This window comes from Nostoc sp., assembly GCF_036917275.1.
In the GTDB taxonomy this organism is placed as follows: Bacteria; Cyanobacteriota; Cyanobacteriia; order Cyanobacteriales; family Nostocaceae; genus Nostoc.
In genome coordinates, this window is sequence record NZ_JBALDF010000070.1 from 59,968 (window position 1) to 75,666 (window position 15,699).

The window sequence follows — 15,699 nt, forward strand, 5'->3', positions numbered from 1 at the left end:
AGAAATCACCTAAGTACTTATCAGTTATTATTCTTAGGTTTACGCAATTTCTGAGAACCAATTGGGCCGAGAATTTGGTTAAGGTCACGCAACTGTTCAGCTGTACCCATGCCAATTAGCCGATCTCCTGACATTAAAACTGTATCACCAGTAGGGCCACCGATTAAAGTCCCATCAAGGCGGCGAATTGCCAGAACTAATGCCCCAGTTTGCGATCGCAATCTCGCTTTTTGTAAAGTTTGACCGACGAAGGGACAAAAAATCGGATCGAGTAAAAATTCTTCCATATACAATTGGCGGTCTGCACCTGTCAAAATCCCGTCTACAAAGTCCAATACTTGGGGTCTGAGAGCCGCAGCAGCCATGCGCTTCCCACCAGTAATATAGGGGGATATCACTTCATCTGCACCACCGCGTTGTAACTTCTGCAAAGCTTCTTCTGTACTTGCGCGGGCGATCGCTCGAATTCCTGTATTTAGTGTTTTTGCTGATAACACAATATATAAATTTTCGGCATCTGAAGGAAGGGCTGCAACGATACAAGTCGCTCTTTCAATACCAACTTTTAAAAGTGTGTCATCTAGGGTAGCGTCACCTTGGTATGCCGTGTAACCTTCCATCTGCGCCCTTTGTATAGATTCCATCTCCGAATCAATCACTACAAAAAGTACGCCTTCTGCCCGAAATTCCTTGGCAATTTGACGACCAGTCCGACTAAATCCACAGATGATGTAATGTTCTGATAGAGATTCCATTAACCGCCTCTGCTGTTGTAGCCGAATTCCTTCTTGAAAGTAGCCTTGAATAATCGCTTCTGTAAATCTGTTGACAATGTAACCGATATTCATTACACCCAACAAAATTAGGGCAATTGTAAACAACCGTCCTCGGCTACCCATTGGGTGGATCTCTCCATATCCCACAGTCGCTAAAGTGATGACTGTCATGTAAGCCGCGTCTTCCCATGACCAGCCCTCCACTAACCAATACCACAAAGTGCCAATGACGAAAACACCGCCGAGAGCGATCGCCCCAGCCATTAATTCCTTTTGGATACGTTGATATTTTTGCTCAAGTGTTGAGAATGACGTAACAATAGTACTTTTAGCCTACTTTTTTTAGTTTTATACTAACTTTATAGCATTCGTCCTTTTTAGTACATTTAAACTCTCTACGAGACGCTTTGCGTAGCAAGATCCCCGTAGGAGTACGCTAACGCAGAATTTTTCAGGCTACTGACATTGTTCTAGTGCTGATCAATCACCATACTGTACTGTGTAGATAGTAGCTGCAAGGTAAATAACTAGAGATGATTGCTGCTGTTGTTCGACCTCTGAATTTGATAATTGGTTTGCTGCTATGTTGTTGTTTCTTGCTTACAAGTTGTCACCCGACACAGATGAAAAGCAAAGCATCTCAGGTAGCTCAATTAGTTCTAGTTTCGCTAAGTGACCCGACTACTTTTAACTTTGCGGTTAATGATTCTCCATATAGTGTTTTTTCTTTAATTTATAAGGGATTGCTCGATGAGAATATTATAACTACCAAGTTGGAGCCAGCACTGGCAGAATCTTGGTCAATATCTGCTGATCAAAAGCGAATTATTTTTACTTTAAAAACAGGGTTGAAATGGTCAGATGGTGAACCTCTCACAGCAGATGATGTAGTCTTTACCTATCGGGACATTTATCTGAACAAAAAAATTCCCACTTTATATAGAGATTTTTTGCGTATTGGCAACACAGAAACTTTCCCGTCAGTGCAGAAACTAGATGAGCTGCGAGTTGAGTTTACTTTTGTGGAACCTTTTGCCCCTTTTTTGAGATACGCCGAAAAACTAGCAATTTTGCCAGCTCATGCCTTGCGTGCCTCTGTACTATCCAATGATGCCAATGGTAATCCTCAGTTTCTCTCAATGTGGGGAACCAATACTGATCCGCAAAAAATCATTTGCAATGGCCCTTACCAAATAGAAAGCTATATTCCTGCTGAACGGGTAATTTTACGACGCAACCCCTATTACTGGCGCAAAGATATTCAAAGAAATCCTCAGCCTTATATTCAACGGATTGTCTGGCAAATTATTTCTTCTACAGAAAATCAGTTAGTGAGATTTCGCTCAGGGGAACTGGATACTTTGAATGTGACACCAGCAGTATTTGGGTTACTCAAGAAAGAGGAAAAGCGAGGAAAATTCATTATTTACAATGGTGGGCCGACTGAGGGTTTTAGCCTTATGGGTTTCAATCTCAACCGAGCTCGCAATCCTAAAGGTAAGCCTTTTATAGACCCGATCAAATCTCGGTGGTTTAATAACTTAGTTTTTAGACAAGCAGTTGCCTATGCCATTGACCGCAATCGAATTAAAACTAATATCTATCGCGGTTTAGGTGAAATACAACATTCGCCAATTGCTATTCAAAGCCCCTATTACTTGTCCCCAGCAGCAGGGTTAAAAGTTTATGATTATAATCCCCAGAGAGCTAGGCAGATGTTGTTAGAGGCTGGTTTTAGGTACAACTCCCAAAAAGAACTATTAGACCAAGATGGAAATCGGGTGCAATTCAATCTCTTAGTAAAATCAGAAGAGCAATCAAGAATCGATGCCGCAGTTCAAATCCAACAAGACCTCAGTCAAATTGGTATCAAAGCAGATATGCAGGTAGTCAGTTTTAACATAGTATTGCAAAAGCTACTCTCTCGTCGAGATTGGGATTGTTATGTCGGTGCGTTTGGTGTTGACGGTGCAGATGTTGAACCTAATCTTCTATCTTTATTTTGGACTAGTCAAGGCTCATTTCATCAATTCAACCAAGGTGCTCTACCAGGAAAACCCCCATTGCAAGGATGGGTAGTTTCTGAATGGGAGAGAGAAATTGACAGTCTTTTTTACGCCGGATTTAAAGAACTAGATCAGAGCAAGCGTAAGGCGATTTATGACAGATTTCAGCAAATCGTTGCGGAACAGTTGCCGATATTCTGCCTTGTGAATCCAATCTCGTTTGAGGCGGTGCGTGAACGTGTCAATCCCATCAAGTTTTCTGCTTTAGGAGAAACTTTATGGAATATTGATGAACTGAAAATCACAGAAAAATAATTCCAACCAGAGATTTAATACCAATTTAATGTGAAGCTGCACTAAATAAGTAACTCTCTATTCTTGGCGCTCTTGGCGTACTTGGCGGTTCGTTTAATATTCTGTGCATCTTGATACATTGACATTGCAAGGAATTGCCAAATTTAATTCGCTACGAATTAATGAAATGCTGTACTTAGCTCCCTTGTGGTTTTCCCGCACACAGCAAGGGGAATTTCCTCATGTGTATTAGCGCCATCAAAACCGCAGACTAACAACGAGTCAGGCTTGGACATCAGTAAGAAAACCCCTCGACTGGACTCCACCTAAGACTTGCGATACCTATGACAGGCTGCACCTACGCAAACTGCCTATTGCTCAAGTGTTGAGTACAAAGTTTTTTTTCACCACCGCCAAGCGTTTGAGGTTATATAAGCGTTAGCCTAAAAGGGAGTACAAGTTGTACTAAATAAAAAGTATTTTTTAGGGATTTCTAGGAAACTAGTAAATAACTATATAATGAAAAACTTTCAGGAGGAGCGGTAGTGAGCCTACAAACTCTCGTTGACCAAGCCACCATCCCCCCAGATTCAGGGTCAGCATCCAGTCCCTTTGATGCAGATAGCTTTAATGAAGCTGTTATGTCTACCTACGCCCGGTTTCCTTTAGCCCTAGAACGGGGTGCTGGATGCCGGGTTTGGGATACACAGGGGCGAGAATATCTGGACTTTGTAGCGGGAATTGCCACTTGTACTTTAGGACACGCCCACCCAGCTATGGTAGAAGCGGTGACACGCCAAATCCAAAAGCTGCACCATGTCTCTAATTTGTACTACATTCCTGAGCAAGGTGAATTGGCAAAATGGATCGTTGATCATTCCTGTGCCGATCGCGTATTTTTCTGCAACTCTGGAGCTGAAGCTAACGAAGCCGCAATTAAACTGGCGCGGAAATATGCCCACACAGTATTAGACATTGAAAAACCGATTATTCTAACCGCCAATGCCAGTTTCCACGGACGGACTTTGGCGACGATTACCGCTACTGCACAACCGAAGTATCAAAAATATTTTGATCCTTTGGTTCCTGGTTTCCACTACGTAAATTACAACGATATTAACGCTGTGGAAGTGGCGATTAGCGAGTTAGATGAAGGTGATTATCGGGTAGCAGCGATTTTGATCGAGCCATTGCAGGGAGAAGGCGGTGTGCGTCCGGGAGATATTGCCTATTTCAAAAAGCTGCGGCAGATTTGCGACGAAACTGGCATTTTATTGATTTTTGATGAAGTGCAAGTTGGTATGGGGCGCAGTGGCAAATTATGGGCTTACGAACATCTCGGCGTTGAACCGGATATCTTCACCAGTGCCAAAGGCTTAGGTGGTGGTATTCCCATCGGCGCAATGATGAGCAAGAAATTCTGCGATGTTTTTCAACCAGGGGAACACGCCAGTACTTTTGGCGGAAATCCTTTTGTGTGTGGTGTAGCACTCAGTGTTTGCCAAACATTAGAACGGGAAAATATTTTGCAGAATGTGCAAGATAGGGGTGAACAATTGCGAAGTGGATTGAGGGCGATCGCAGCAAAATATCCTCAGCAGATTGGGGAAGTTCGGGGATGGGGTTTAATCAACGGTTTGGAGTTGCGGAGCGACATTGGGCTAACCGCAGCCGATGTCGTCAATGCTGCCATCAACGAGGGCGTATTGCTGGTACCAGCCGGGCCAAAAGTAGTCCGATTTGTGCCACCACTGATTGTCACAGAGGCGGAAGTAAACACTGCCTTGGAAGCTGTGGAAAAGGCGATCGCGATCGCTACAAAATAAAATATTAACCTCTCGTTCCTTGGCAGAGCCAAGGAATGGGTTTAGGGAGGCTATGCCTCTAGTCTTTGGCGGCAGAGCCTCTAAATAGGCATTCCCATGCTCTGCATGGGAACGAGTTTAATCTTTACGTCCCTGCGTCCCTCTTCATTCTGGGGAAATTTCCCGATAAGCTTGCCGACACTGCTGATAATTGTCTAGTAAAATCCCGGCATTACCAAAACATAATTGCTCGTGTGTGGTAATTAAAGTTTCATAAGGCTGTATAGGAGTCACAGACGATCGCAGCAATTGCAGATATTATCCATCTGTGCGGCTGAGTTTGTGGGGTGCGATGGTGTTTTCATCCAACTGCTGCAACATCGCTAAATACACACAACGGCAAGCTTCACGGTAGTTCCCCTGACGGGAAAATTCTGGCGATCGCTCTAACAGGCGTTGCATAAATACGGGATGAATTAGCGGTTGAAACCATTAAAAATCCGTTCCAAATTGGGCAAAATCATTCTATGATTCAGCAACGCCGTTTTTTCAAAAGTATCTGTAGGCATAGGAGGGGGTGGGGAGTAATAATTTTAGATTTTAGATTTTGGATTGAAATTTAATCTAAAATAATCAATCCAAAATCCAAAATTGAATTTCCTAATGCCCCGTGACTATTGACTATTGACTATTGACTCTTTTTTTATCACTATCGAGCCGATAACAATAAGTAGCGCACCGAATGCAAGAAATCCTAGATCCCAAACTAACTGATTTGGGCCTGGTTTGACATGATGGATACCGAGAATTTGGTGGTCAATTAGACCTTCAACGAAGTCAAACAACCCAGCCCCAATTATTAGTGAGCCAATAAAGGTTTGTGATGACCAAGGAACATCATCACGCCCTCCTGCACGCCATAGCAACACAAGTCCTACCACAGTGAATACCCAATCAAAGGCATGAAATAACCCATCCCATACCATGTTCAAATCTATATTCGCTATGTTTGTCAGAGGCCGAATGCTACTGAGCATATGATGCCACTGGAGGAGCTGATGTATTAAAATTCCATCAAGAAATCCTCCAAGACCCACACCAAGACAAATTCCAGCACTAATTAGCGGTGCGCGTCGGTAGAAGGTTTCACTTTTTGCCTCCATTGTCAACCTCATAGATAGGGTTTCTTACCAAAATACAACATCTTTTGGGAGAAAAATCTTCTATCTTGAGGTATATACGATCATTCAACTTAAATTAATCAATTTTCAAATTTAATCTGCATACCCGCTTTCACTGGGTCGAAATCTTGAGGAAAATGGGTGTTGCGATCATAGTCTGCTTTTTTCAGGTTTGCTCCTTTAAGTTCAGCTTGGCACAGATTCGCTGACATTAATAATGCTCCCCTAAGATCAGTATCCTTCAGATTAGCTTGACTTAGATCGGCAAAGCTCAGGTCAGTTCCTTTCAAACTAGCACCACTCAGGTTAGCTTCACTCAAGTCAGCATAACTGAGATCAGATCCTTTCAAGTTAATGCTTTGCAAATCAGCATCACCCAGTTCTGCTTTACTAAAATCTCGTTTTCCGGCTGCATAACTCTCTACAAGAGTAGCGGCACTATTTATCGGCTGTTGAGAATTGACTTCAGGCATATAACAGCCTCACGGGTTATCTTGTTATTTCTTTGATATTAAGGATGAAAATTCTCCCACTTCATCCTTCCTAAATGTAATACATGAGTTCCTTCTGCTTGCGGGTTGATCTTCGATCACAAAGGTCTTGGAGTGTATATTTTTCCAAAACGGAGTTAGCAGCCTGACGTGCTTCCTGCCAGACTTCCTGAATTAGTTCACCTTCTACCGTGTTAGGAGTCGGCTCACAATCAGAGACAGCAATATCTGACCCTTCCATGCAGCTAAAAGCATCAAACACTGTAATCTTACCAGGATCTCGTGCCAGAACATAGCCACCTTTGGCTCCGCGGATACTTTTAATTAAACCTCCACGCCTTAATGTTGCCAGGAGTTGTTCCAAATAGCGGTTCGGTATGTCTTGCAATGCCGCTATCTCTCGAATTTGTAGGGCTTCACCGTTAGGGTAGCAGGTTGCCAACTCTAACAGGGCTAGAAGTGCGTATTCTGATTTGTTAGAGATTACCACAGGCGTAATATTTTAAAGTCATATTTTTAAAGATACAAAGTCCTTGAGTTGGTTTCCCTAACCTTACTGTTAAGAAAAACTTTACAATTAACTTATTGTTGACAGGCTAACTCTACTTTAAAGACCTTCAAGGATAGAAGCAACTATTTTTTACTTTTAATTCGATAAATAAAAGTGATTGATTATTTTACCGTCTTTTGAGTTTAAGAGTTTAACTAGTGTTTAAGAGGATGTTTGAAAAGTCCATAATGATGTATAAAATATTTTTTTACCCCTCCCTAACCCTCCCCGATATATTGGGGAGCCACTGCGTTGGGCGGGCAATGCCCGACTTGAAGCATGTGGCGTGAGGGAACCGGATTTTTCTTGTTTCCCCCCAATATATCGGGGGGACTAAGGGGGGTAACAACGCAATTAAAATCACAGTTAACCACTTTTCAAACAAGCTCTAATACTCATTAATCAGGCTTAGAACTCCGTTAACGAGTTCTTTGATACTCAAAGGACGCAGATCATAAGTGGTTACGCAAAATTATTTATGTCATTGCGAGCAAAATGGAATCTAGCAGAGCAATCCCAAACCGCAAGTGAATTGCTACCCTGCGGGAACACCTGCCGTAGGATACGCGAACGTAAGAGCGTCTCCTGTCTTGAGAAAGGCAGTAAGGCTAACATTTCGCTTTGCTTCGGCAATGACAAATGTATATTTAATTTTGCACTACTACTTAACTCCACTCCTCTGCCTCTTTATTGACTTGTTTATGGACTTTCAACAAATTTTATTTGGAAGTTCCTAAATCCTTTTGTCTGGCAATGTTGCTTAATTTGGCTCTTAAATCTGCCCATTTGACCCCTGCTAGGCTGGGCAATACAATGTGAGCGGCTCCAACTCGTTCAGCGGGGCCGAGTCCTACTGCCCACATACCAGCAGCTAGAGCCGCTTCAACGCCTGCTGCGGCATCTTCTACAACTACAGATTGCTCTGGTTCGAGTCCTAGTTGCTTGGCTGCATACAGAAACAGGTCGGGTGCTGGCTTGGGTTCCTGTACACTATAACCGTCAGCGATCGCATCTATTTTATCAGCAATGCCCAGTCGCTCGATCACTGTGCGGGCATTTTTACTACCTGAACCAATACCGATTTTAATCCCAGCTTGCCGCAGTTCATCCAAGAAGGCGATCGCACCTGGTAACAAATCCTGGGGCGTCATCTTTTGCATCAATTCCACATAATAGCGATTCTTGCGCTCCATCATCTCCTCGATTTGTGCTTCCGAATACGGTCTATCTTTAAGAATCAGCATCAGAGAAGCACGACGGGATACACCCCGCAACGCTTCGTTAGCCTCCCGATTAAACGGTATACCCTCTTCATCTGCTAACTTCTGCCAACCTAGATAATGAAGTTCTGCTGTATCTGTTAGCACACCATCTAAGTCGAAGATGAATCCTTGGATGTTGAGGTTATAGGTTGCTTCGCTCTGGGATTGGGGATTGGCAACTGGCGGGGATGAAGCAGGAGAATCAGCCTGGTGTTCAGAAACTTCTGAACGGAGATTTGGGGGATTTGCAGAAAGGGAAAGTTGGAGAGATTTTAGTTGATTAGTTATATCCTGGGCAACTTGTCCCGGACGGAGATCGAACTCGTGCCATTTCCCGCGCCAGTGCAGTTTAAACTTCAGGCGTGTCCAGCCTGGGGGCAGATGGGGATTGGCTACGGGGCCGTTTTCGGTTAGTTGGATGCCACCGAATCCAAAAATTACAGCTTGCCAAACGCCACCAGCAGTAGCGCCATGAATTCCATCTTTGGTGTTACCTCGGTTATCTTCAAGATCCACCATTGACGCGTGCATAAACTGTTCGTAAGCTTCCGTTGATTTGCCCAAATCGGAAGCTAAGATGGCGTGAACTGCTGGCCCAAGGGACGAACCATAGGTAATGTCGGTACGGGGTGCGTAGTAGTCCCAGTTTGTCTGCAATGCTTTTTTGTTGTAGGGAAAATCTGCTGATTCCCGCATTAAATAAAGCAGCATCAATACGTCTGGCTGCTTGAGTACTTGAGATTTGTTGGTTTTATCCATACCCAAGATCGGTTGCATGGAGCGATCGCGTGGTTCATATTCTGCTAAGTTAATATCTTCCAATTGGAAAAATCCCTCGATCTGCTCAATTAATTCTGTTGATGGGTCATAGAAAAACAATATTTTGGCGATAATATCTTGCCAATGCGATCGCTCTTCTGGGGTAAGTTTTAATTTCTGTTCTAGTTCGGTGGCTCGTTCGGGGAATTTGTCAACCAACCAATCATAGACTGCGATCGCTTTCTCTAAATGCCATTGCGCCATCCGGTTTGTAAAGGCGTTGTTGTGAACTAATTCATGGTATTCATCCGCTCCGATCACTCCTCGAATTTCATACTTTTCCTGCTCAGGATTGAATTCCACGCGACTACCCCAAAAAATGGCGGCATCCAAGATCACCTCTGCGCCGCACTTTTGCATCCACTCATCATCACCAGTGGCTTGCCAGTAGTTCCAGATGCCGTAGGGGATATCTGCATTGATATGAATTTCGCGATCGCGGCACCAAATCCGCACATCTTCACCATAAAAATCACTTTCGAGTGCCCAACGTGGTGTCACTTCATCTCCGGTATCTGCACTTTCCCAGGCATACATTGCCCCTTTATACCCGTAATGGGCTGCCTTGCGTTGCGCTCCTGGTAAGGTGTGCCAGCGGTAAGTGAGTAAGTTGTGGGCGATCGCTGGTTGGGTAAATAGAAATAGGGGCAGCATAAAAATTTCTGTATCCCAAAAGATATGACCGCGATAACCAAACCCCGAAAGGGTTTTAGCAGGAATACTCACCCGATCATCATGCTGTGGGCCAGCAATCAGCAGCTGAAACAGATTGTAGCGAACAGCAAAAGTAGCTGTGCTATCCCCTTCAATGAGAATGTCACTTTGTTGCCAAACCTCATCCCATGCCTGTAGATTGGCTTTTTCTAATGTTGCATAGTCTGGCAGATGTGCAAGTTTTTCTTGAGCTGCTGGGACTGGTGTTTCAATCTCCCGCGAGGTAAAAACTGTGACGATTTTTTCTACTGTTACGCTCTGTTGCGCTTTAGCCTGGTAGGTCGTACTCAAGGTAGGATAACCAGGTGCGGTACTGACTTGCAAAGATGCTTCAGTGCCAGATATTGTTACCTTAGCTGCCATACCAAGTTCAATTCGGGAGTTGCGGGTGCGGCGTTGCAACCAGATTCCTTGGTTTGTCTTGCCCTGATCCAGTCCTTCCCAGTGATTGAAACCCTGATTTTCTGGATAGCCGTTAATGCTAGCTTGAACTTCAATTAACCCATCAAAATCTACTGGCGTTATTTTGCAGCGTAGCGCCAACACGTGCGGATCTGCAAGACTAGCAAAGCGTTCAAAATGGATATCTATGGTGTTCCCACTCGGAGAACGCCAACGCAAGGTACGGATGAGTAGTCCTTGACGGAGGTCGAGTTGGCGATCATAGCTTAATATCTCACCTTGATCGAGACGGAAGCGATCGCCATTCACAATTACTACCAAGGGTAGCCAGTCTGGGCAATTTACCAGTTCAGTGTACACCACTGGCACATCGTCATAGACACCGTTGATGAAAGTAGCCGGCAATGCATGAGGATGCCCTTCCTCAAAACTGCCCCTTGTTCCCAAGTATCCATTGCCGATTGTAAAAACGGTTTCTTTGGATTGCAATTGCTCAGGGTCAAACTGGGTTTCGATTAATATCCAGTCTGTGTAGATAAAATGGCGAGAACGACCTTTTGTTTGCATAAAGTGGGGAGTGGGGATTTTGAGTCTTTGAGAGAGATGAACGAGTATTAAAGGTGGATGAACGGAGTTCCGAGGTGGATGAACGGAGTTCCGAGGTGGATGAACGGAGTTCCGAGGTAGATGAACGGAGTTCCGAGGTGGATGAACCGAGTTCCGAGGTAGATGAACCGAGTTCCGAGGTAGATGAACCGAGTTCCGAGGTAGATGAACGGAGTTCCGAGGTGGATGAACCGAGTTCCGAGGTGGATGAACCGAGTTCCGAGGTGGATGAACCAAGTTCCGAGGTGGATGAACCGAGTTCCGAGGTGGATGAACCGAGTTCCGAGGTGGATGAACCAAGTTCCGAGGTGGATGAACGGAGTTCCGAGGTAGATGAACCAGTCTCTAATTCCCTTTGTCCCCTTGTCCCCTCATCCCCTTGTCCTCTCATCCCCTACTCCCCATTCCCTAAGCACTATGCCCCATGTGCTTTTCCAAAATCTTTTCGGCTCTAGGTTTATAAATGAGATGAAATAAGGCTTCCATATAGCGATCTCTAGCTTCGTTATTTTCTGGAGCAACAAAGTTCCAGAAACTAAACATTTTAGCTAGTAGTAGTAATTGATTGCTATGTAAATGCCAATTATATTTATTATGAATTCGCTGACTCATCCGTTCTGAGACTTCGTGCCAATGTTCAGGATGAGTATCGCATTGCTCAACGAAGTCTAAAATTTTCTTCGCTGTTCCTTCTAAGTCTGTAGGATTAACATTAAATCCATTCTCTTGGTTTTCGATTATTTCTAAAGAGCCACCAAATTGAGTTGCAAAAGTTGGCAAGCCGGAAATCATCGCTTCCAAAATGCTCCGCCCGAAGGATTCAAAGAGAGCAAAATGGACATAAATTCCCTGAGAGTCTGCAACTACCCGGTAAGCTTCGCCGAGGTCGCGGGTCGGGATACGCATCCCTATCCAGCGAATATTACCATAGAGATCATATTGATCAATGATGTCGTGAAGTTTTTGGATTTCTTCTGCTTCTTCTGGGTTGGTAGCTTCATGTGGATGCAGTTTACCACTTAAGAGGATCAGGTTACAATGCTTTTGCAACGGCTGACTTTGACCAAAGCATTCAACTAACCCAGTGAGATTTTTGATTGAAGTGACCGAAGCAGCAGCAAAGATTGGTCGCTTATTAAGGTTCTCTAAGTGACCTAATATTTGGGGATCTTCGTGGATAAAGAGTAAGTCGTGAATTTGGGTGCTGAGGTTAATATCTCGGTCTTCTTTTTGGCTATAGGGAAAGAAAATATTCTCATTTACTCCCGGTGGCACCAAGTTGAATTTAGGACTAAACAAATCAATCCCATCAACCACATGATACAACTGTGGCATCGTAAACCACTTGTACGACTCGTATTGACCTATGGTGTCGGGTGTGCCGACAATTTCTTGGTAAGACGATGTGATGATGAAGTCAGCTGCATTCATGCTGATTAAATCGGCGGTGAATTGAACCGAGAAGTGATATTGGTCTTCTAAATCTTGCCAATATAAATTACTAAATAGATATTTAGGTTTGTCCAAAGAATGGGCAATGTTGCACTGGGTAACTTTCATCCGGCGAGATAAAAGAAAGGCTACTAAGTTACCATCGCTGTAGTTCCCAACAATCAGATTAGGTTTGCCTTTGAATTGAGTTAGTAATTCTTTTTCTGCATCTAGAGCAAATGTTTCTAAATAGGGCCAAATCTCAAATTTAGAAATCCAATTGTTAGTAACTTCGGGATTAAATTCCCCAAAAGGAACGCGCAATATCCAAGCATTTTCAGTATCTTGGACTTTTTCTAAACGCAGGTCGCAAAATGTCTCTTCACAGTTAGGGATTAGCCGGGTAAGAATAATCACGTGTGGCTTAATGCCCAGCAGATCCAGTCCAGCGAGTTTGATTTCTTCACGCAGTTTGTTTTCTAAGCTGCGAGCTTGTTCGAGGACGTAGATAACTTGACCGAGTGTTTCATCTCTTCCTAAAACATCTTCCTGTCCAACCCAGCCGTGGATGGAAATAAGGACGACGCGAAAGACAGCGGGGACACGGGCGACAAATGTTTCTAAGATGCCAGGTTCTGGAGAGAAAATGAGTCGGTCGAGGAGTTCTAGGGTTTGGGAAACTCGCGCCGCAGTGTTACCCCAACCAGGCTCAAAGCCGAATTCTTGGAAGTCAAAGCGGAATTTTTCATAGGGTTCATGAGGCTCAAGCTGACTCAGGAATTTGAGCGCTTGCTTGATTTGTTTAGCTAACTGAATACCGGAGGGAATGCGATCGTTCAACAGTAGGCGAATACCATCGTATTCCAGTCTATGTAATGCTTGAAATAATGTTTCTAACCAATATTGGGGGTCAGTCAACAATTGACTGCACAGGTAACGGTTCAGGAAGGCTAAACCTTGACCAATACTTCTGGGGTCATCGATTCTTGGGGAACCCTCATAAAAGGGGTGGAGGTCAATTTCGAGAATGTGGTGTTGGTAGCGGTTGACTAAGCGATCTCTTACATCTAGCAGGGCTTGAGGTGTGATCTGCTCGAAACTATTAAAATCGGCTGTCAGATGCCAAACTTGTTGGTTAGCAATCTTAGGTCGAACCACGAACCAGGTACTTTCCTCTTCGAGAATTATTTCGTGGGTATACTGGATCAGCTTGCCAACAGAAGAAGAGTAGTAAAAATAGGCTGGCTTTTGAGATTGATGACAGTAATCGGCAAAGAGGAGCAAAATCTCATTTCTTAGGAAGTAATGCTTACCTGAAGCATTCAACGCATAAATAAACTGATGTAGAGCAGTTTTTTCATCACTGTTGAAGACAGCTTGAACTAGTTCATGCATGATGACGAATTCCAGTACTTTAGCTAGGTCACGACCTCATTTTTGTCTTCAGTCTTGTGAGGCACATTTCCGTCTGTCATGATATATAACCGTGAAAACCTCTCGCATCTAACTCTGGGATGAAATGCTGCGAAGACTTCAAATTTATAGGATTAGGGAGTAGGGAAGTAGGAGGTGTAGTGTAATAGACTTCTTGGATAAATCGAAAATAAGAACCCCACCCCGCCAAAGCTACGCTTTGTCTCCCCTCCCCGATGCTTTGGGGAGGGGTGTTAGGGACTTTTGCAAGAGGTCTAATTTGTCTAGCGATCGCTAACTCATGATTAATCTTTCTGACAATTAATAACATGATTTCAGCTAAGTAAATTAATTGGGTTCCGAAGTATACCCCCTCTAGAGAGATTATTGCAGAGCAAGAAGGCTGGCAAAACAAACTATAAACACCAAAAGAGAATGTAGATGCTCTCTGGGCGACTCGCCAAAAGGTAGGCTAGGGTAAAGAACATTCTCTAAAAAACTTATACTATGCTCCTGAATCTTGATAAAGTTCGCCAATATTTTCCCGCCTTAGCTGGTGAATGGACTTTTTTTGATAATGCTGGCGGATCACAAACTCTAAAAAAAGTAGTAGATAGAATTAGCGAATTTCTTTTAAGTTCTGATGTCCAGTTAGGAGCTTCTTATGCGGTTTCTGAACTTGCAGGAGAACGATTAACGGGAGCAACTAAGGGAATGGCTACCTTGATTAACGCCAATTCTTTTAAAGAAGTGGTCATGGGTCCATCTACTACAATGATGTTGAAAGTTCTCTCAATTTCTCTGAGTCAAACTTTCACGCCTGGTGATGAAATTATTGTTACTAATTGTGACCATGAGGCCAATATTGGTGCTTGGGTTGCTCTTGAAAAACAAGGAATGAAGGTTAAAGTGTGGGAAATTCGCCCAGACACCTTAGAACTTAATTTAGCAGATTTAGAACTTTTGATGAGTGAGCGCACCAAACTAGTAGCTTTAACTCATGCTTCTAATGTTCTGGGAACCATCAACCCGATCAAAGAAATTGCTGAATTTGTCCACGATCGCAACGCGATGATTTGTGTAGATGGTGTAGCTTATGCACCCCACAGATTAATTGATGTCCAAGATTTAGATGTTGATTTCTATACTTTAAGTTTTTATAAAGTCTATGGGCCACATCATGCCTTACTTTATGGTAAAGAAGAACATTTATTAAAATTGCCTGGTTGGAACCATTATTTTATTGAACAGACAGATATACCTTATAAATTTCAATTAGGGAATGTCAATTTTGAATTAAGTTATGGAATGTTAGGATTATGTGATTATTTAAGTGAGTTAGCACAACTGCACTACGGCAATCAAACTGCACCTGATTTGAGAAATCAAATGGTGCAAGCCTTTGATTTAATAAGCATCCATGAAGAAAAGATTAGCGATCGCCTCCTAAACTACCTCAACAGTAAGTCTAATGTGCGAGTAATTGGTCAATCAAAAGCTGATCGCCGATTTCGTGTACCAACTATATCTTTTGTAGTAGATGGAATAAATAGCTCAACCATTCCGGCAAAAATTGACCAACATTATATTGGGATTCGCTACGGGGACTTTTATGCTAAACGGCTGATTGAATACTTGGGGTTAGCATCGCAAGGTGGAATAGTCCGGGTAAGTATGGTGCATTACAATACCCTTGAGGAAGTTAACAGCTTGATTGAAGGTTTTGAGCAGATATTTTAACTACAGCAGATTTAATGGGACTTACGCAAAAAACCTCTCAAACTCTCATTCCTCCGTGTACTCTGTGTCTGGAGTGGTTGGTTCTTTCATAACCCGTGCGTAAGTCCTGTTTAAACTTGATGAAGTACAAAAATACCCCACCCGCGCTGTCGCGCACCCTCCCCTTGGCAAGGAGAGGGTTGGAGAGCGGTATAATTTACTTTCAAAGT

The 15,699-nt window shown here is 43.4% G+C and carries 11 protein-coding genes and 1 pseudogene; 4 read left to right on the top strand and 8 right to left on the bottom strand.

Going from position 1 to position 15,699, the window contains the following annotated elements; all coding sequences use genetic code 11:
• Positions 1 to 20 precede the first annotated feature (20 nt).
• Positions 21 to 1,040, bottom strand: a complete 1,020-nt coding sequence (locus V7K35_RS27115) for a potassium channel family protein (RefSeq protein WP_335083284.1) — start codon at positions 1,038 to 1,040, stop codon at positions 21 to 23.
• 269 nt (positions 1,041 to 1,309) lie between these two features.
• On the opposite strand from V7K35_RS27115, the gene V7K35_RS27120 reads away from it, so the two are divergent.
• Positions 1,310 to 3,097 carry an ABC transporter substrate-binding protein gene (locus V7K35_RS27120; RefSeq protein WP_442939771.1) on the top strand — a complete coding sequence of 596 codons (1,788 nt, stop codon included), beginning with the start codon at positions 1,310 to 1,312 and terminating at the stop codon, positions 3,095 to 3,097.
• Between the two features lie 524 nt (positions 3,098 to 3,621).
• Positions 3,622 to 4,902 carry an aspartate aminotransferase family protein gene (locus V7K35_RS27125; RefSeq protein ID WP_335083288.1) on the top strand — a complete coding sequence of 427 codons (1,281 nt, stop codon included), beginning with the start codon at positions 3,622 to 3,624 and terminating at the stop codon, positions 4,900 to 4,902.
• A 144-nt stretch (positions 4,903 to 5,046) separates the two neighbouring features.
• On the opposite strand, the pseudogene V7K35_RS27130 reads toward V7K35_RS27125, so the two are convergent.
• The 5 genes and pseudogenes from V7K35_RS27130 to pgmB all read right to left on the bottom strand — a co-directional run.
• Positions 5,047 to 5,334: pseudogene (locus tag V7K35_RS27130) on the bottom strand (DUF4129 domain-containing protein); the annotation flags it as partial.
• 221 nt (positions 5,335 to 5,555) lie between these two features.
• Positions 5,556 to 6,044 carry a DUF2243 domain-containing protein gene (locus V7K35_RS27135; RefSeq protein WP_335083601.1) on the bottom strand — a complete coding sequence of 163 codons (489 nt, stop codon included), beginning with the start codon at positions 6,042 to 6,044 and terminating at the stop codon, positions 5,556 to 5,558.
• 98 nt (positions 6,045 to 6,142) lie between these two features.
• Entirely contained in the window at positions 6,143 to 6,535 is a 393-nt protein-coding gene (locus V7K35_RS27140) for a pentapeptide repeat-containing protein (RefSeq protein ID WP_335083290.1), read from the bottom strand.
• A 70-nt stretch (positions 6,536 to 6,605) separates the two neighbouring features.
• Complete coding sequence (locus tag V7K35_RS27145) at positions 6,606 to 7,043, bottom strand: RrF2 family transcriptional regulator (protein WP_335083292.1); 438 nt, start codon at positions 7,041 to 7,043, stop codon at positions 6,606 to 6,608.
• Between the two features lie 779 nt (positions 7,044 to 7,822).
• The gene (gene pgmB, locus V7K35_RS27150; protein ID WP_335083294.1) at positions 7,823 to 10,867 is read right to left on the bottom strand and encodes a beta-phosphoglucomutase; all 3,045 of its coding nucleotides are present in this window, start codon (positions 10,865 to 10,867) and stop codon (positions 7,823 to 7,825) included.
• Positions 10,868 to 10,920: 53 nt separating this feature from the next.
• On the opposite strand from pgmB, the gene V7K35_RS27155 reads away from it, so the two are divergent.
• Positions 10,921 to 11,361 carry a hypothetical protein gene (locus V7K35_RS27155; protein WP_335083296.1) on the top strand — a complete coding sequence of 147 codons (441 nt, stop codon included), beginning with the start codon at positions 10,921 to 10,923 and terminating at the stop codon, positions 11,359 to 11,361.
• Here the strand turns inward: V7K35_RS27155 and V7K35_RS27160 are convergent.
• On the bottom strand, positions 11,315 to 13,732 hold the full coding sequence (locus tag V7K35_RS27160) for a sucrose synthase (protein WP_335083299.1): 2,418 nt from the start codon (positions 13,730 to 13,732) through the stop codon (positions 11,315 to 11,317). The two genes, V7K35_RS27155 and V7K35_RS27160, sit on opposite strands and share 47 nt — an antisense overlap.
• Before the next feature lie 76 nt (positions 13,733 to 13,808).
• Positions 13,809 to 14,081 carry a hypothetical protein gene (locus V7K35_RS27165; RefSeq protein WP_335083300.1) on the bottom strand — a complete coding sequence of 91 codons (273 nt, stop codon included), beginning with the start codon at positions 14,079 to 14,081 and terminating at the stop codon, positions 13,809 to 13,811.
• Between the two features lie 176 nt (positions 14,082 to 14,257).
• On the opposite strand from V7K35_RS27165, the gene V7K35_RS27170 reads away from it, so the two are divergent.
• Positions 14,258 to 15,490, top strand: a complete 1,233-nt coding sequence (locus V7K35_RS27170; protein WP_335083301.1) for a cysteine desulfurase-like protein — start codon at positions 14,258 to 14,260, stop codon at positions 15,488 to 15,490.
• Positions 15,491 to 15,699: the final 209 nt, after the last annotated feature.